Genomic DNA, 16091 nt, shown 5'->3' with positions numbered 1-16091 from the left:
ACCTCCGACATTGTCGCGTACTGATAATTTCGCGCGAAATCAGTAGCTTGCCGCTGTGCCTCCGCTGGCACAGCGGTTGCACTTGTTCATGTCGGACCTAACCGATGGAGGCCGATCATGATCATTCTCACCGAACAAGCCGGGACCGCTGTGAAGGCTGCGATGTCGCGCGCCGGCAAGCTCGACGCCGGGCTACGCGTCATGGTCGAAGCGGGGGGCTGTGCCGGTTACAAGTATCTGATTGGTCTCGATGCCGAACCTCGGGTCGATGACGCGGTGGTCGAAGCCGGCGGCGTCAAGGTGTTCATCGATCCCGACTCGCAGCCGCTGCTGTCCGGCATGACCATCGACTTCGTCGAGAGCCTCGAGGGCTCGGGCTTCACCTTCGACAATCCCAATGCCGGCACCAAGTGCGGCTGCGGCAAGTCGTTCGGCTAAGCGCAGCGCCAACCATAGGAGCGCGCCATGCTCGGTCTCGGCAAGTTCGACCATCACTTCTCTACCTCCGCTAACGCTGGTCCGCTGCCGCAGGCCAATGCGGTCGGTCGGTTCGGCAGCATCGGCTGGGGCGATGCCGTCAAGTTGATGTTGAAGGTCGAGCCCGACGACGGGCGGATCGCGCAGGCTCGCTTCCAAGCGTTCGGCTGTAGCTCGGCGATCGCCGCCTCTGCGGCGCTCACCGACATGATCACCGGCAAGACCATCGACGAAGCCAGCGGCATCAGCGCCGCGGCGATTGCTGACTACCTGGGCGACCTGCCGCGTGAGCGGATGTATTGCGCGGTGATGACTTTCGAGGCCCTGCAGCAGGCGATTGGTTCGTTTCGCGGCAAGGCCGCAGTGGCCGAGGCTGATGCGCCGCCGGCCTGCAAGTGCCTCGGCGTCGGCCAGATGATGATCGAGCGCACCATTCGCTTCAACCGGCTGACCAGTCTGGACGACGTGACCGCCTACACCAAGGCCGCCGGCTGCTGCAGCACCTGCTTCAAGCAGATCGAATCCCTGCTGGCGCGGGTCAACGCCGAGATGGTCGAGGACGGCCTGATCCCGGCCGAAGACGCCTACCGCATCGGCTCGGCGACGCCGCGCGCCACCGAGCTGAAGCCCCATGGCGCGCCGGCTCCGGCCGCCAACATCTTTGCCGCCAAGGCAACGCCTGCGCATCTGCGCCCGATTGCCAAAGCTGCGCCGCGTCCGGCGACGCCGCCGGCTGGACTGGTCGATGCGCCGCCGCAGGAGGCGCTGATCGCCGAGGCGGTCGAAGAACTGCGTCCGCATCTGCAGCGCGACGGCGGCGACTGCGAGTTCGTCAGCCTCGATGGCAACATTGTCTATGTCCGGTTGTCCGGCAATTGCGTCGGATGCCAGCTCTCGTCGGTGACGCTGTCGGGCGTCCAGGCCAAGCTGGTCGAGAAGTTCGGCCGGCCGCTACGTGTGGTGCCGGTGTCATGAGCGAGCCGGCAGACATCGTCTATCTCGACGCCAATGCAACGACGCGGACCGATCCGCGCGTCGTCGAAGCGATGCTGCCGTACTTCTCGCTGTACTACGGCAACCCATCGTCGAAATATGGGCTCGGCGGCCATGCTGCGCTCGCCGTCAAGCGAGCGCGCGAGCGCGTCCAGGCGCTGCTCGGCGCCGCACAGCCGCATGAGCTGATCTTCACCTCGGGTGGTACCGAGAGCAACAACGCCGCAATCCTGTCCGCGCTCGAAGCGGCGCCGCGTCGGCGCGAAGTGATCATCTCGGCGGTGGAACATCCGGCGGTGCTGTCGCTGTGCGCCTGGCTGGAAAAGAACAAGGGCATCCGCGTTCACCTGATCCCGGTCGATCGTCAGGGCCGGCTCGACATTCTGGCCTATCGCGAAGCGATGTCCGACCGTGTCGCGATTGCGTCGATCATGTGGGCCAATAATGAGACCGGCGTGATCCAGCCGGTGGCCGATCTCGCCGAGCTTGCCAAGGAGGTCGGCGCGCTGTTTCACACCGACGCGGTGCAGGCGGTCGGCAAGTGTCCGATCGATCTGCAGTCGACCATGATCGACATGCTGTCGCTGTCCGGACATAAGCTGCACGGCCCGAAGGGCGTCGGCGCGCTGTATGTCCGCGCCGGCATCCGCTTCAAGCCGCAGATCAAAGGTGGCCAGCAGGAGCGTGGCCGCCGCGCCGGCACCGAGAACGTGCCGGGCATCGTCGGCCTCGGCATTGCGGCCGAACTTGCCGCTGGGGCGATGGCTGACGAGGATATTCGGGTGCGTGGTCTGCGCGATCGGCTCGAGCGCGAGATCCTGGCGCGGGTCGGCCATTGCGTTGCCGTCGGTGCCCGCGCCGAGCGTCTGCCTAATACATCGAACATCGCGTTCTCGTTCATCGACAGCGAGGCGATCATCACGCTGCTGGATCGCGCCGGCATTGCCGCCTCGATGGGTTCGGCCTGCGCGACCGGCTCGTTCGAGCCGTCGCATGTGCTGCTGGCCATGAAGGTCGCCGAGGACGCGGTCCGCGGCGGCGTGCGGTTCTCGCTGTCACGCGACAACACCGACGCCGACATCGACCGCGCGCTGGAAGTCGTTCCCGCCGTGGTCGCCAAGCTGCGGGCGATCTCGCCGTTCGGGGTCGATGATGCTCCGCAGGCGGTCGGCCATTCGTCTGGAAGTGCGCAAGGAACAACCCATGTCTGAGATCAAGTCTGAGATCGTCCGGCCGGATCAGTCTTGCGGTTTTCAGCCCGCCCCGATCATGCTCAACGACACCACACTGCGCGATGGTGAGCAGGCGCCGGGTGTCGCCTTCTCCACCGCCGAGAAGGTTGCGATCGCCCGAGCGCTGGCGCGCGCCGGCGTGCCGGAAATCGAGGCGGGGACGCCCGCGATGGGCGCCGATGAGATCGCGGCGATCCGCGCCATCGTCGAAGCCGGCTTGCCGCTGACGACGATTGCCTGGTGCCGGATGCGCACCGAGGACGTCGATGCCGCGCTGAAGGCCGGCGTGGCGATGGTCAATGTCTCGGTGCCGGTGTCGGACGTGCAGATCGCCGCCAAGCTCGGTGGCAAGCGGTCGAATGCGATCGAGACCGTCAAGCGCGTGGTCGGCTATGCTCGGGACCGCGGCCTCGACGTCGCCGTCGGCGGTGAGGATTCCTCGCGAGCCGATCCCGAATTCCTCGCCGAGGTGATCGCCACCGCAAAGGCATCCGGCGCGCGCCGGTTTCGGATCGCCGATACGCTGAGTGTGCTCGACCCATTCTCCAGCCATGCGCTGCTGGCGACGCTTCGCGCCTCGACCGACCTCGAGCTCGAATTCCACGGTCATGACGACCTCGGCCTCGCCACCGCCAACACGCTGGCCGCGCTCCGCGCCGGTGCCACCCATGCCTCGGTGACGGTGATCGGCCTCGGCGAACGTGCCGGCAATGCGCCGCTCGAAGAGGTCGCAGTGGCGCTGAAGCAGCTCTATGGCCGCGACACTGGCATCGTGCTGTCGGAGCTCGGCAACGTTGCCGATCTTGTTGCCACCGCAGCCGCCCGTACCATTCCGCTCAACAAGGCGATCGTCGGTGAGCACGTCTTCACCCATGAATCGGGAATACATGTCGATGGCCTGCTCAAGGATCAGCGCACCTACCAGTCGCTCGATCCGAATTTGTTCGGCCGCTCCAACCGCATTGTCATCGGCAAGCACTCTGGGCTATCGGCGATCACCTCGTCGCTCGCCAAGCTGGATCTGCCGGCGACCGCGGACGAGGCGCAGGGTATCCTGGCCAAGGTCCGCCGCTATGCAGTCACCCACAAGGGCCCGGTCGGCAACGAGACATTGATTGCGATTTGGCGCGAGGTCCGCGAGCGGACGCTCACCAACTGCGCCTGAGCGGCGACAACAGATCAAGGAGACCGAGATGAGCACATCCGCCGTCACCGAACCCGTCGACATCGTCGCCCGGCTGCAGAGTGCCGGATCCGCCGAGGAGTTCTTCGAGCTTCTCGGCGTTGCCTACGATCCGAAGCTGCTCAACGTCGCACGGCTGCACATCCTCCGGCGCATGGGCCAGTATCTCGCCGGCGAAGATCTCGAGCATCTGCCGGGCGACGAAGCCTCCGCCCGTTGCAAGGCGGTGCTGGAGCGGGCCTATGCCGACTTCGTGGCTTCCTCGCCGCTCGATCAACGGGTGTTCAAGGTGCTGAAGGACGCGGTGGCGCCGAAGACGCCGAAGCGCCCGGCCTTCGTCCCGCTCGACGCACTGAAGTAACCGCGCGCCCCTTGCGCCCTGCTATCGACGGCCCGTCGCGTTCGCGGCGGGCCGTTTTGCCGCGCCTGCCAGACTCATTTTCTCACATCCATGTCGTGTTTGGCGGGCGATCTCACTGCGGCGTGAAATGTCTGGTCGGTCACGCCGCTGTCGCCTTCCCGACAAGTGTCGGAGTTGTCGGATTGCAACCCTCGGAAGCGCCGGTAACAATCCCGGCCTCTCGTCGCAAGTGATTGGTTTGCCGCGATATTCTCCACGCTGGAAAAGTTGGTACGAGGCTTGCTCATAAGTCTCCGTCGTCAAGCTTCTGTCAGCAAGCGCGGAGCCACTCCATGCATATCGTCGTCTGTATCAAGCAGGTTCCGGACTCGGCCCAGATCCGTGTGCATCCGGTCACCAACACGATCATGCGCCAGGGCGTGCCGACGATCATCAATCCCTACGATCTGTTCGCGCTCGAAGAGGCGCTGCGGCTGCGCGACAAGTTCGGCGGCGAAGTCACGGTGCTGACGATGGGCCCGCCGACCGCGGAAGATTCCTTGCGCAAGGCGCTGACCATCGGCGCCAACCGCGCCGTGCTGCTGACCGATCGGTTCTTCGCCGGCTCCGACACGCTGGCGACCAGCTACGCGCTCGCCGCCGCGATCCGCAAGATCGGCTCCACCTTCGGTGCTGTCGACGTGGTGTTCACCGGCAAGCAGACCATCGACGGCGACACCGCCCAGGTCGGCCCCGGCATCTGCAAGCGGCTCGACTTCCTGCAGCTGACCTATGTCTCGAAGGTCTCATCGCTCGACCTCGACGCTCGCACCATTGAAGTCGAGCGCCGCTCCGAAGGCGGCGTGCAGGTGCTGCGCAGCAATCTGCCCTGCCTGATCACGATGCTGGAAGGCACCAATCAGGTGCGCCGCGGCTCGATGATCAACGCGCTGAATGCCGCCCGCGCCGAAGTGGTGAAGTGGAGCGCGCAGGATGCCGGCGTCGAGGACATCCAGAAGTGCGGCCTCCGCGGTTCGCCGACGGTGGTGAAGCGCGTGTTCGCACCCACCCCGCGCGCCGAGAAGGCCAAGGTGGTCGAGGCCGCCGGCCAGCCGCCGGCGGAAGCGCTGATCGACGAAATCTTCAAGCTCCGGCCCAAGCTCGAGAACGAAATGTTCGAGCTGGCGCGCGGATTCTGACAACCCGAACAGAGAGCCGCTTCGATGAGCCAGCCCGCCAAGCCTGCCCCGCAGCCCGCCGGACGCGCCGCCGCCAAGAAGGAGCTGCCCGAGCATTTCAAAGCCTATAAGCACGTCTGGGTGTTCATCGAGCAGGAGCGTGGTCACGTTCACCCCGTCTCCTGGGAACTGATGGGCTCCGGCCGGCGGCTCGCCGACAAGCTCGGCGTCGAGCTCGCCGCGGTGGTGATCGGCCCGACCGGCGATGCCACCAAGGCTGCGGTCGCCGAGTCGTTCTGCTACGGCGCTGATCTTGCCTACGTCGTCGCCGACGACGTGCTGACGGACTATCGCAACGAGTCCTACACCAAGGCGCTGACCGATCTCGTCAACACCCACAAGCCGGAGATCCTGCTGCTCGGTGCCACCACGCTCGGCCGCGACCTCGCCGGCGCAGTGGCGACCACGCTGCTCACCGGCCTGACCGCAGACTGCACCGAGCTTGAGGTCGACTCCGACAATTCGCTCGCCGCGACCCGTCCGACCTTCGGCGGCTCGCTGCTCTGCACGATCTACACGCTCAACTTCCGACCGCAGATGGCGACCGTACGGCCGCGCGTGATGTCGATGCCCGATCGGGTCGAAAAGCCGGTCGGCCGTGTCATCGAATTTCCGCTCGGTTTGGTCGAAGCCGATATCGTCACCAAGATCCTGGCCTTCGTGCCGGATCGCGACAAGGCGACCTCGAACCTCGCTTATGCCGATATCGTGGTGGCCGGCGGCCTCGGGCTTGCTTCGCCGGAGAACTTCCAGCTGGTGCGCCAGCTCGCCGGCGTGCTCGGCGCCGAATACGGCTGTTCGCGGCCGCTGGTGCAGAAGGGCTGGGTGTCGGCCGACCGCCAGATCGGCCAGACCGGCAAGACTATCCGGCCGAAGCTGTACATTGCGGCCGGCATCTCGGGCGCGATTCAGCACCGCGTCGGCGTCGACGGCTCCGACCTGATCGTCGCGATCAACACCGACAAGAACGCGCCGATCTTCGACTTTGCCCATCTCGCTCTCGTCACCGATGCGATCCGGCTGCTGCCGGCGCTGACCGAAGCATTCCGCAAACGGCTGTCTGCGCACACCCGCGACCGGATCGCGAGCTAACAGGAGGCTGCCATGATCGAAGAACGTTTCGACGCCATCGTCGTCGGGGCCGGCATGGCCGGCAACGCCGCTGCGCTGACCATGGCCAAGCGTGGCCTGAAGGTGCTGCAAATCGAGCGCGGCGAGTACCCGGGCTCGAAGAACGTGCAAGGGGCGATTCTCTACGCCGACATGCTGGAGAAGCTGGTGCCCGACTTCCGCGAGGACGCGCCGCTGGAGCGGCACCTCGTCGAACAGCGGTTCTGGATGATGGACGGCAAGTCGCACACCGGCCTGCATCACCGTTCGGAAGACTTCAACGAAGAGAAGCCGAATCGCTACACCATCATCCGTGCCCAGTTCGACAAATGGCTGTCCAGCAAGGCGCAGGAAGCCGGCGCGATCGTGCTGTGCGAAACCACCGTCAAGGAACTGGTGCAGGACGCTTACGGCAAGGTGATCGGCGTGATCACCGATCGTGAAGGCGGCCAGGTTCATGCCGACGTCGTGGTACTGGCCGAAGGCGTCAACGGCCTGCTCGGCACCAAGGCCGAGCTGCGTGAGCGCCCGACGCCGGAGAACGTCGCGCTGGCCGTGAAGGAAATGCACTTCCTGCCGCGCGAGACCATCGAAGCCCGCTTCAACCTGAAGGGCGACGAGGGCGTGGTGATCGAAGCCGCCGGCACGATCTCGGCCGGCATGACCGGCATGGGCTTCATCTACACCAACAAAGAGTCGATCTCGATCGGCATCGGCTGTCTGGTGTCGGACTTTCAGAAGACCGGCGAGACCCCCTACGGCCTGCTCGAGCGCTTCAAGAAGCATCCGTCTGTGGCGCCGCTGATCGAAGGCTCCGAGGTGAAGGAATACGCCGGCCATCTGATCCCGGAAGGCGGCTACAACGCGATCCCGCAGCTCTATGGCGACGGCTGGGTCGTGGTCGGCGATGCCGCGCAGCTCAACAACGCGATGCACCGCGAGGGCTCGAACCTGGCGATGACCTCGGGCCGGATCGCCGCCGAGGCGATCTTCCAGGTGAAGTCGCGCAAGGATCCGATGACCAAGGAGAATCTGGCCCTCTACAAGAAGATGCTGGACGACTCCTTCGTCATCAAGGACCTGAAGAAATACAAGGATATGCCGGACCTGCTGCATATCCGCTCGCAGAACTTCTTCCTGACCTATCCGCAGCTCGTCAACAAGGCGCTGCAGAACTTCGTGCGGGTCGACGGCACGCCGAAGATCGAGAAGGAAAAGACCACGATCAAGTCGTTCGTGTCGGCACGGTCGTGGGGCGGATTGTTCGGCGACGCGTTCCGCTTCGCGCGGGCGTGGCGATAATTCAGCGGGATTCGAGAAAGCGGAGAACGGACGATGACAACGGAAGCCCCGGTTCGCGTCGAAGACAAGCTGTATCAGAACCGCTATCTGGTCGACGTCGGCAACGCCCACATCAAGGTCAAGCCCCACACCAAGCCATCGCCGCAACTGCTGGCGCTGTTGAAAGTGTGCCCGGCGCACTGCTACGAGCTGAACAGTAACGGACAGGTCGAAGTGACGCCGGACGGCTGCGTCGAATGCGGCACCTGCCGGGTGCTCGCCGAAGGTGGCGGCGACATCGAGTGGAGCTACCCGCGCGGCGGCTACGGCGTGCTGTTCAAGTTCGGCTGAGGGAACACCGCCCGGGGCGGTGGCGCGTGCGGGTGAGAGAGCCCGCGTCGCCGAAGCTATTTGCTTCGGCCATGCTTGCTTCATGACGCAACACTCAATGCCCGGGCTTGTCCCGGGCATTGGCGTTTCTAAGACGAGGGTGGTGAAGCCGTGGCGGGAGAGGCCCAGAGCCTATCCCTTATCCACTTGTCGTGGCCGGCTCGACCGGGCCATCCACGTCTTTGATCTTTCGCAGTCTTCAAGACGTGGATGCCCGCGACAAGCGCGGGCATGACGATTAGTTGTCGGATTCTGCCAGTATGCGGTGGGCGGCGAAGATACGGCCAGGGCCGCGCTGAACCAGCAATCGCCTTACGCCGCCGAGTTGAGCACGTGCTGCGGGCCGACGGTGTTGCGCCGGAGGCCGAAGCCGCGGCGGGCCAGCCATTGCTGAATACGGGGCGAGTCGAGCAACGCTTCTTCGGCCAGGCCGCTGGTAAAGCAGCGCCACGTTGCCAGATGTCGCTCAGGAACGCCGACGATGACCGGAATCCCCTGATCCACGGCGTCGCTGATGACGTCGCTGAGGCCGCCGCCATCGGCTTCGAGCTTACCGAATTTATTGACGATCAGCAGTTCGGGCGCGTTGCGGAACGACGCTGCGATTAAAGCGGCGGCTTCCTGCACGGCTTCCGGATCGACGCGGCAGCCGTTGGGCTGCTTGCCGCGCTCTTCCGCCAGCTGAAGGATGAAGTGGGAGGACAGCTCCTCGACTTCCATATCGCAGCGCGGGCTGCCGTCGTCGACCGCGCCCTGATACGGCACCAGACCCGCGACCACCACGCCGGCGTCGCGCAAGCGGCGACCGAGATCCGACATCAGCCGGCAGGCGGCTGCGCCATCGGTGTACACGATTGCGAGTATCGACGGTCGTCCCGACTTGCCGTGAGAAAAGTCCATCGCGTCTGCTTTGCCCCAAATGCGACTTTCGCCTTAGGACATGCCAGAACCCGCAACATGCTTCTTTGCGTCAAATCAATCCGACTTCAGTAGGGCTGGCGAACCAAAACGGCGGACCGCCGCGCGATCCGCCGTCTGATTTGTGCGGCCTTGCGCCGCGGCGATGGGGAATTGGCTCAGTTTGCACCGAGCAGCGATTGCGCCGGCCGGTTGGCGGACGGCAGCAACATCGAGCGAAGCTTGGCGAACACCCGCACCGCCAACCCGACCAGCCGCGGCTGGGTGCGGCGGCAGAACGCGATTTTGCGGATGTGGCCTTCGACATGCCAGCGCGCGCTGGCGCCGTCCTTGAAGAAGATCACATCACCCGGACCGTAGCGCTTCGCCGGCATGCCGGCGCTTTCGATCACCACCGAGCCCTCGAGAATGCAGATCGTCTCGTCGATGTCGTAGTGCCAATTGAATTTGCCCTCGGTGCACTGCCAGATAATCGTCGACGCCATGCCATCGGTGCTGCGCGACAGCGTGCAGTTGGTCGCGACCGGATTGCCTTCGATGATCCACGACGGCTCGATCGGCGCCGGCTTCAGCTCGACGTCGGTGCGGGAGGTGAGGATCAGGTGGTTGGGCATCTGGCGTCTCCTGCTGATCGTTTTGTTCGGTTGTGATGCGGATCGTGTCGGGATTGCGAAGGGCGTCGCCGTACTAAGCGGCCTGGGCGTGCTGACGGCGCAACACGAGCTGCGCGACGGTCGCTGCCGAAGTGAAATTCTCCGGCGTGATGTCCGACTGGGGCAGCGTCATATCGAATTCGGCTTCGACCGCGAGCATCAGGTTGACCATCTCCATCGACGTCAGCCCCGCATCGGCGAATGTGGTGTCGCGCGCGATGCCGCCCGCGAGGCTGTTCTGCGCCAGGATCGACTCCACCAGAGTGATGATTTTGTTCTCCACCGCAGCTGACGGGCCTGCCTGCATGACGCGATCTCCATGACCTGTTCGAAGTCTTCTGCGCGCTTGCGGACGCTTGGTCCACGGGCACAGCTCGCAACGTTGCGATGATGTAATCGCAACTGCCTGTCGGAAACAATGCTGTGGCGGTTTCCGACATATTCATTCGAATTTTAACACTAACGGGGATTCCGAAAGTTTTCGCGATCGGGGCAAAGTCCGATTAACCCTCAATTCGAATCCAAATTGATTCACTTTGAATTCGCCTCGACGTGTTCCTGATCAATCCATAGCTTGCTACCAGCAGCGATCGTCCCCTCGGCGCAGCCGAGCTGATTCCGATCGCGAACGATACATAGCGCAAACGTCCGCAACAGGGAGTTCACGACGCCATGGCGATCATCACCGACAACGTGGTTCGCGACTTCACCCTTAAGCCGGCCAACGACAAATTCGGTTCGGAAGCGATGCCGCTGATGCAGCGTGTGGTTCACGTCGCGGCGATTGCCGCCGCTGATGCGGAATCGGTCGATCGCGAGGCGCGGTTCCCCAAGGCCGCGATCGATGCGGCGCGCGAATATGGTCTGCTCGGCGCGCAAATTCCGATCGAGTTCGGCGGCGAGAGCGCCTCGATCCACGACATTGCCGAGATGTGCTACGCGCTCGGGCGCGCCTGCGCCTCCACCGCGATGATCGTCGCGATGCACCAGACCAAGGTGGCCTGCCTGGTGCGGCACGGCCGCGGCTCCGCCTGGCACGAACAGTTGATGCGGCGGATCGCGGCCGAGCAGATGCTGTTGGCGTCGTCGACCACCGAAGGCAACAACGGCGGCAACATCCGCTCCAGCGCTGCGGCGATCGCGCGGACCGAAACCGGCATCTCTCTGCTGCGCGACGCGACTGTGATCTCCTATGGTGCCGAAGCCGATGGCGTGATGACGATCGCTCGCCGCGCGGACGATGCCGGCGCCTCGGATCAGGTCCTGGTGGTGTTCACCAAGGACGACTACACGCTGACGCCCACGCTCGGCTGGGAGACGCTCGGCATGCGCGGCACCTGCAGCACCGGCTTCGAGCTGCGCGCCAACGGTCGTGCCGATCAGGTGTTTGCAGAGGCCTACGATCGCATTCATGCGCAGACGATGACGCCGGTGGCACATCTCAGCTGGTCGTCGGCCTGGGCAGGCATCGCTGCTGCGGCAGTGGAAAGGGCGCAGGCGTTCGTTCGCAAGGCGGCGCGCGGCGCCAGCGGGCAGATGCCGCCGGGTGCTGCGCACTTCACCAGCGCCAAGCGCTCGCTGACCAAGCTGCGGGCGATGATCGCCACGCATCTCGACGCCTACACTGCGCACGAATTCGACGAACGCGCGCTGACCTCGCTGGACTTCCAGTCCTCGATCAACCTGCTGAAGGTCGAAGCCTCCGAACTCGCGGTCGAGACGGTGATGAGCGCGATGCGGGCTTGCGGCCTGTCGGGTTATCGCAATGACGGTGATTTTACCCTCGGCCGGCACTTGCGCGACGTGCTGTCGGCGCCGCTGATGATCAACAATGACCGCATCCTCGCCAACATTGGCACCGCCAATCTGATGAGCCTGGTGCCGGCGAGCCTGCGCGACTGAATCGACCGTCAATCGTCAACGAGGAGGCCGCTTCATGAACATGGCGATCCGCACCACACCGGCCGAGGCCGAGCTGCATCCGGTCGATCCGCTCGATCACCTGGCTGAGCACCTGTTCCACACGCTAGGTGCCGACGGCGTCTATGCGCGAACTGCGCTGTACGAGGGCGTGGTCGAGAAGCTGGCGGCGCTGATCTCGCAGCATCGCGAGGATGGGGCCGAAGTGATGCGGTTCCCACCGGTGATGAGCCGGAGCCAGCTCGAGAAGTCCGGCTATCTGAAAAGCTTCCCCAATCTGCTCGGATGCGTCTGCGGCCTGCATGGCAGCGAACAGGAGATCAACGCGGCGGTCGGCCGGTTCGATGCCGGCGGCGATTGGACGACCTCGCTGTCTCCGGCGGACCTCGTATTGTCGCCGGCGGCCTGCTATCCGGTGTATCCGATCGCGGCGAGCCGTGGCCCGCTGCCGGCGGGCGGCGCGCGCTTCGACGTTGCGGCCGATTGCTTCCGCCGCGAACCGTCGAAGCATCTCGACCGGTTGCAGTCGTTCCGCATGCGGGAATATGTCTGCATCGGCGCGCCGCAGGACGTCGCTGACTTCCGCGAGCGCTGGATGGTGAAGGCGCAGGCGATCGCGCGAGATCTCGGTCTCACATTCCGTGTCGAGACCGCGTCCGATCCGTTCTTCGGCCGTGTCGGCCAGATGAAGGCGATCAGCCAGCAGCAGCAGGCTCTGAAGTTCGAACTGCTGGTGCCGCTGCGCTCGGAAGAGCAGCCGACCGCCTGCATGAGCTTCAACTATCACCGCGAGCATTTCGGCGTCACCTGGGGCATCGAGGATGCGGCCGGTAACCCCGCCCACACCGGCTGCGTCGCCTTCGGCATGGACCGCCTCGCTGTCGCGCTGTTCGCGACCCATGGCATCGATACCAACGCGTGGCCGGCGAGCGTGCGGGACGTGCTGTCGCTCGACTGACGGTCTTGCATTGTCATTCCGGGTTCGCGCTGCGTGCGCCCCGGAATGACGAGAGGTTAGTAATTCCGGCGACCTACGCCGTGTTCCCGGCGTCGATCGTCTGCACCGTACCGGTGATGTTGCGGCCACCATCGCCGAGCAGGAATTCGACCATCTGGGCGACGTCGTCGGCTTCCGCCAGGCGGCGCAGCGCGCTGCGGCCGGCGATCTTCTGGCGGCCTTCGCCAGCGAGTCCGGCGGTCAATTCTGTGTCGATGAATCCGGGCGCAATCGCGTTGACGGTGATGCCGAGCCGGCCGACCTCGCGGGCGAGCGAGCGGGTGAAACCGATCGCCGCGGCCTTGGTAGCGCCGTACACCGACAGTCCGTTGTAGCCCGTCGAGCCGATGATCGACGACATGTTGATCACGCGGCCCGCACCATCGGCCATCATGTGGCGGACGATGTACTTGGTCAGTACGATCGGCGAGGTGACGTTGATGCGCAGCAGCGTCTCGATCTGGCTGTTGTGCATGGTCGCGAGCACGCCCTCGGTGCCGATGCCGGCATTGTTGACGAGGCCGTAGATCTTGCCGAATTCCTGGCGAAGCGACTTGGCGAAGCCGGCCAGGCCGTCGATGTCGCCGAGATCGTAAGCCTTGAAGCTGATCGTGCCGGGCCCTTGCGAAGCCTCGGCAATCGCCGCGGTGAGTTCCTCACTCTCGCGTCGTGCCACCGCGATCACGTCGTAGCCGGCCGCTGCGAGGCGGCGTGCGATCGCAAGCCCAATGCCCCGGCTGCCGCCGGTCACCACCACCTTACGCATGGCGGGCCAGCTTTCCGGAGGCGGTGACGTCGAGTTGCTGCACGAAACGGATCGACGCCGGGACCTTGTGTGGCGGCAGCGCGGCGCGGCAATTGGCGAGGATCGCCTCGCGGATTGCTCCAGTGCGCCCGGCGTCCGCGACGCTTGCGAGCACCGCCTCGGCCACCACCAGCGCGCCGGTGATCGGGCTGCGACGCGCCCGCACCCGCGACATCCGCACCGAGGGATGCTGGTTGATCACGGCTTCGACTTCCTCGGGATGAACCTTGAGGCCCCCGACGTTGATGACGCCGTCGCGGCGGCCGACGAAGTAATAACGATCTTCGCGCAGCTCGACGATGTCGCCGGTGTCGACGAAGCCGCCCGCATCCGTCAGCGGCGGCGCGCTGCGGCCGACGTAAGTATGTGCGGTGCGGGTCGATTTGATCCGCAGCGAGCCGTCGACCACTTTCATGGTGATGCCGGGCGCGTTGCCGATCAGCGACGCTGGAAAGCCCTCACGGCCGTCATTCACCGCAAAGCCGACGCCGGCCTCGGTCGAGGCGTAGGCGTGGCCGATGGACGCATCGGGAAACGCGTTGCGCAGACCGTCGAGCACGGCTTGATCGGCGATCTCGCCAGACAAGCGGACATAGCTGGGGCGGAAGCCGCCGATCGCCGGATTCATCAGTGCCTTGCGCCAATGCGACGGCGTGCCGGAAATGTGGGTCACGCCGCGCGCAGCGAGGCGTGCCAGATGATCGCCAATTGCTTCGCCGGGCGCGGAGAGCACCATCGAGCCGCCGCCGAGCACGGCGCGGAGGAAAATCTGCAGGCCACCGTAGCGGCGGATGTCGTAGAAGGTCGCCCAGATCGGAGACGCATCCTTTGCGACGTTGTCGCCGACGATCGCACCGGTCAGCGCCGCCAGAGTATGCGCGACGATCTTCGGACGGCCGGTGGTGCCGGAGGTCAGCATCAACCAAGACGTGGCATGCGTGGCTGCGATAGGGGGCGCAGGCTGCAATGGCAGGCCTGCGGTGACGATGGCGCTGACGCCGAGGTCCTGCCACCGCTCCGGCGCATCTGTCACGATGGCGTCGATCTCCGCATCCGCGATCAGATCGGCGGCGTAGGTCATATCGACGTCCGGTGGGCACAGCAGCATCCGCCGCGCCACGCCGTCGAGTTCGATCATTGCGAGTCCAGTGACGAGCTGTGTCGACAGCGACAACAGCACCGAACAGCCGGCGAGCTCAGGCAGCTTGCCGCCGAAACAGGTCCCACGCGCGATGTCGGCTAACGCGATCTCATCGCTCGCGTCCGACAGCGTACGGCTGGTCAGATCAGTGGTGAGATAGTGGCGTAGCGCGACGATCTCACGCGGGGACATTCTCATAGGCTCCAATGAAGTCGCCGAGTGTCTCCGGAAAGATGGCGTCATCAGCTGTGCTGAACGGATCGATGCCGAGTTCGTCTTCGAGACGCGCAACCAGCACGGCAAAGCCGAGTGAGTCGAAGCCCGACTCGTGCAGCACCAGGTCATCCGTCAGTGCAGGAACCTTGAAGCCTTGTTCGTCAGCGATCTGCTGCATCGCCGAGACGATTGTTAACCGTACAGACATCGACACTTCGCCTTTCTGATCGATCCATGAGACAAGGAGCATATGGCGCAAAATCGAAACAAATCCATGCGCCTCACTTGCAATTCAGGCCGATTGGTAAATGGCTTTGGAAGCCCGCAAGGTACGTTGCCGTGAGATCGGCGACGCCGATATTGATGCCGTCTCCGATCTGCTGACGCGCGGCTTTCCAGGCCGCCGCCGCGACTATTGGTTGCGTGGATTGCATCGCCATGGGGCGCGCGAATTGCCCGAGGGCTGCCCGCGATACGGTTATTTGCTGGAGAGCGGAGGCCATCCGGTCGGTGCGTTGCTGTTGCTGTACGCGGCGCGCCGTCCCGGCACTGAACAGATCCTGCGCTGCAACGTGTCGAGTTGGTACGTCGACCCGGAATTTCGCAACTACGCGACGCTGCTGACCTCAATGGCGCAGAAGAACAAGCAGGTCACTTACGTCAACATTTCGCCTGCGGTGAATACTTGGCCGATCGTCGAGGCGCTTGGGTTCAAGCGTTACTGCAACGGCATGTTCTTCGCGCTGCCTTGGCTGTCGCGCGCCGAAAAGGGCGCGCGCGTCGAGGTGGTGACCGAAGCCACCCGAGCGGTGGCGGGATTGAGCGAAGCCGAGTGTGAGCTGCTGCGCTGCCATGCGTCCTACGGATGCCTAGCCCTCGCGGTTCATCTGCCTGATGGTGGCACGATGCCGTTCCTGTTCGTGCCGAAGCGTGTAAAGCACGGCCGCTTCCCGTTCCCCGCGATGCAGCTGGTGTATTGCCGCGACGTCGCCGAATTCGTGCGTTGCGCCGGTGCGCTCGGCCGGGCACTGATCTGGCGCGGTCGGCCGTTGGTGATCCTCGACGCGCTCGGGCCGATGGACGAGCTGACCGGCTTCTATGTCGAGTCCCGCGGCCGCAAGTACTACAAGGGCCCGAACCCGCCGCGCCTCGCGGATCTCAGTGAGACCGAGCTGGTGCTGTTCGGCCCGTGAAGAC

Annotated in this window: 18 protein-coding genes; 12 read left to right on the top strand and 6 right to left on the bottom strand. The window is 64.7% G+C overall.

The genetic code is table 11. The annotated features are described in order from the left end of the window. Window positions 1–117 precede the first annotated feature (117 nt). The 9 genes from HZF03_RS23180 (at window position 118) to HZF03_RS23140 (ending at window position 8205) form a co-directional block, all read left to right on the top strand. Entirely contained in the window at window positions 118–438 is a 321-nt protein-coding gene (locus HZF03_RS23180) for a HesB/IscA family protein (protein WP_011160142.1), read from the top strand. 27 nt (window positions 439–465) lie between these two features. Then, on the top strand, window positions 466–1452 hold the full coding sequence (gene nifU / locus HZF03_RS23175; RefSeq protein ID WP_119018846.1) for a Fe-S cluster assembly protein NifU: 987 nt from the start codon (window positions 466–468) through the stop codon (window positions 1450–1452). After that, entirely contained in the window at window positions 1449–2681 is a 1233-nt protein-coding gene (gene nifS / locus HZF03_RS23170) for a cysteine desulfurase NifS (protein ID WP_119018845.1), read from the top strand. The genes nifU and nifS overlap by 4 nt, the downstream gene beginning before the upstream one ends. After that, a complete protein-coding gene (nifV, locus tag HZF03_RS23165) occupies window positions 2674–3867 on the top strand; it encodes a homocitrate synthase (protein WP_119018844.1) in 1194 nt (397 codons plus the stop codon). The genes nifS and nifV overlap by 8 nt, the downstream gene beginning before the upstream one ends. 28 nt (window positions 3868–3895) lie before the next feature. Then, on the top strand, window positions 3896–4246 hold the full coding sequence (gene nifW / locus HZF03_RS23160; RefSeq protein WP_119018843.1) for a nitrogenase stabilizing/protective protein NifW: 351 nt from the start codon (window positions 3896–3898) through the stop codon (window positions 4244–4246). A 332-nt stretch (window positions 4247–4578) separates the two neighbouring features. Continuing rightward, a complete protein-coding gene (locus HZF03_RS23155) occupies window positions 4579–5424 on the top strand; it encodes an electron transfer flavoprotein subunit beta/FixA family protein (RefSeq protein WP_119018842.1) in 846 nt (281 codons plus the stop codon). Window positions 5425–5448: 24 nt separating this feature from the next. Beyond that, window positions 5449–6555, top strand: coding sequence for an electron transfer flavoprotein subunit alpha/FixB family protein (locus HZF03_RS23150; protein WP_011160136.1), 1107 nt, complete (start codon window positions 5449–5451; stop codon window positions 6553–6555). Between the two features lie 12 nt (window positions 6556–6567). Continuing rightward, window positions 6568–7875, top strand: coding sequence for an FAD-dependent monooxygenase (locus HZF03_RS23145; protein WP_011160135.1), 1308 nt, complete (start codon window positions 6568–6570; stop codon window positions 7873–7875). Window positions 7876–7908: 33 nt separating this feature from the next. Continuing rightward, window positions 7909–8205 (top strand): ferredoxin family protein, encoded by a 297-nt coding sequence (locus HZF03_RS23140; protein ID WP_011160134.1) that lies wholly within the window; start codon window positions 7909–7911, stop codon window positions 8203–8205. A gap of 351 nt (window positions 8206–8556) precedes the next feature. Here HZF03_RS23140 and HZF03_RS23135 read toward each other — a convergent pair whose 3' ends face one another. The 3 genes from HZF03_RS23135 to HZF03_RS23125 all read right to left on the bottom strand — a co-directional run bounded on the left by HZF03_RS23135 (window position 8557) and on the right by HZF03_RS23125 (window position 10122). After that, complete coding sequence (locus HZF03_RS23135) at window positions 8557–9144, bottom strand: DUF2478 domain-containing protein (RefSeq protein WP_119018841.1); 588 nt, start codon at window positions 9142–9144, stop codon at window positions 8557–8559. A gap of 176 nt (window positions 9145–9320) precedes the next feature. Continuing rightward, window positions 9321–9776, bottom strand: a complete 456-nt coding sequence (locus HZF03_RS23130) for a cupin domain-containing protein (protein WP_119018840.1) — start codon at window positions 9774–9776, stop codon at window positions 9321–9323. A gap of 73 nt (window positions 9777–9849) precedes the next feature. Then, window positions 9850–10122, bottom strand: coding sequence for a phosphopantetheine-binding protein (locus tag HZF03_RS23125; RefSeq protein ID WP_119018839.1), 273 nt, complete (start codon window positions 10120–10122; stop codon window positions 9850–9852). Between the two features lie 365 nt (window positions 10123–10487). On the opposite strand from HZF03_RS23125, the gene HZF03_RS23120 reads away from it, so the two are divergent. Together HZF03_RS23120 and HZF03_RS23115 are read left to right on the top strand one after the other, a co-directional pair. Further along, a complete protein-coding gene (locus tag HZF03_RS23120; RefSeq protein WP_119018838.1) occupies window positions 10488–11717 on the top strand; it encodes an acyl-CoA dehydrogenase family protein in 1230 nt (409 codons plus the stop codon). A gap of 34 nt (window positions 11718–11751) precedes the next feature. Next, a complete protein-coding gene (locus tag HZF03_RS23115) occupies window positions 11752–12693 on the top strand; it encodes an amino acid--[acyl-carrier-protein] ligase (protein ID WP_119018837.1) in 942 nt (313 codons plus the stop codon). Between the two features lie 73 nt (window positions 12694–12766). On the opposite strand, the gene HZF03_RS23110 is transcribed toward HZF03_RS23115, so the two are convergent. From HZF03_RS23110 to HZF03_RS23100, 3 genes are read right to left on the bottom strand one after another with little or no spacing between them, the layout of a single operon-like run. Further along, the gene (locus tag HZF03_RS23110; protein ID WP_119018836.1) at window positions 12767–13498 is read right to left on the bottom strand and encodes an SDR family NAD(P)-dependent oxidoreductase; all 732 of its coding nucleotides are present in this window, start codon (window positions 13496–13498) and stop codon (window positions 12767–12769) included. Further along, window positions 13491–14870, bottom strand: coding sequence for a class I adenylate-forming enzyme family protein (locus HZF03_RS23105; RefSeq protein ID WP_119018835.1), 1380 nt, complete (start codon window positions 14868–14870; stop codon window positions 13491–13493). The genes HZF03_RS23110 and HZF03_RS23105 overlap by 8 nt, the downstream gene beginning before the upstream one ends. After that, window positions 14857–15102, bottom strand: coding sequence for an acyl carrier protein (locus HZF03_RS23100; RefSeq protein WP_012497748.1), 246 nt, complete (start codon window positions 15100–15102; stop codon window positions 14857–14859). Before HZF03_RS23100 ends, HZF03_RS23105 begins: the two co-directional genes overlap by 14 nt. 100 nt (window positions 15103–15202) lie before the next feature. On the opposite strand from HZF03_RS23100, the gene HZF03_RS23095 reads away from it, so the two are divergent. Further along, window positions 15203–16087, top strand: a complete 885-nt coding sequence (locus tag HZF03_RS23095; protein WP_012497747.1) for a hypothetical protein — start codon at window positions 15203–15205, stop codon at window positions 16085–16087. The last annotated feature ends 4 nt before the right edge of the window (window positions 16088–16091 follow it).

Source organism: Rhodopseudomonas palustris (assembly GCF_013415845.1).
Lineage (GTDB): Bacteria > Pseudomonadota > Alphaproteobacteria > Rhizobiales > Xanthobacteraceae > Rhodopseudomonas > Rhodopseudomonas palustris_F.
Note: the sequence above shows the minus strand (reverse complement) of the source record. Positions and strands in the feature narration are given on the sequence as shown.

Coding starts and splice junctions, on each gene's coding strand:
- HZF03_RS23135 (WP_119018841.1), bottom strand. CDS start 9,144: ATGGACTTTTCTCACGGCAAGTCGGGACGACCGTCGATACTCGCAATC.
- HZF03_RS23105 (WP_119018835.1), bottom strand. CDS start 14,870: ATGTCCCCGCGTGAGATCGTCGCGCTACGCCACTATCTCACCACTGAT.
- HZF03_RS23130 (WP_119018840.1), bottom strand. CDS start 9,776: ATGCCCAACCACCTGATCCTCACCTCCCGCACCGACGTCGAGCTGAAG.
- HZF03_RS23125 (WP_119018839.1), bottom strand. CDS start 10,122: ATGCAGGCAGGCCCGTCAGCTGCGGTGGAGAACAAAATCATCACTCTG.
- HZF03_RS23115 (WP_119018837.1), top strand. CDS start 11,752: ATGAACATGGCGATCCGCACCACACCGGCCGAGGCCGAGCTGCATCCG.
- HZF03_RS23150 (WP_011160136.1), top strand. CDS start 5,449: ATGAGCCAGCCCGCCAAGCCTGCCCCGCAGCCCGCCGGACGCGCCGCC.
- HZF03_RS23180 (WP_011160142.1), top strand. CDS start 118: ATGATCATTCTCACCGAACAAGCCGGGACCGCTGTGAAGGCTGCGATG.
- nifW (WP_119018843.1), top strand. CDS start 3,896: ATGAGCACATCCGCCGTCACCGAACCCGTCGACATCGTCGCCCGGCTG.
- HZF03_RS23145 (WP_011160135.1), top strand. CDS start 6,568: ATGATCGAAGAACGTTTCGACGCCATCGTCGTCGGGGCCGGCATGGCC.
- HZF03_RS23140 (WP_011160134.1), top strand. CDS start 7,909: ATGACAACGGAAGCCCCGGTTCGCGTCGAAGACAAGCTGTATCAGAAC.
- HZF03_RS23110 (WP_119018836.1), bottom strand. CDS start 13,498: ATGCGTAAGGTGGTGGTGACCGGCGGCAGCCGGGGCATTGGGCTTGCG.
- nifV (WP_119018844.1), top strand. CDS start 2,674: ATGTCTGAGATCAAGTCTGAGATCGTCCGGCCGGATCAGTCTTGCGGT.
- HZF03_RS23155 (WP_119018842.1), top strand. CDS start 4,579: ATGCATATCGTCGTCTGTATCAAGCAGGTTCCGGACTCGGCCCAGATC.
- nifU (WP_119018846.1), top strand. CDS start 466: ATGCTCGGTCTCGGCAAGTTCGACCATCACTTCTCTACCTCCGCTAAC.
- HZF03_RS23120 (WP_119018838.1), top strand. CDS start 10,488: ATGGCGATCATCACCGACAACGTGGTTCGCGACTTCACCCTTAAGCCG.
- HZF03_RS23100 (WP_012497748.1), bottom strand. CDS start 15,102: ATGTCTGTACGGTTAACAATCGTCTCGGCGATGCAGCAGATCGCTGAC.
- HZF03_RS23095 (WP_012497747.1), top strand. CDS start 15,203: ATGGCTTTGGAAGCCCGCAAGGTACGTTGCCGTGAGATCGGCGACGCC.
- nifS (WP_119018845.1), top strand. CDS start 1,449: ATGAGCGAGCCGGCAGACATCGTCTATCTCGACGCCAATGCAACGACG.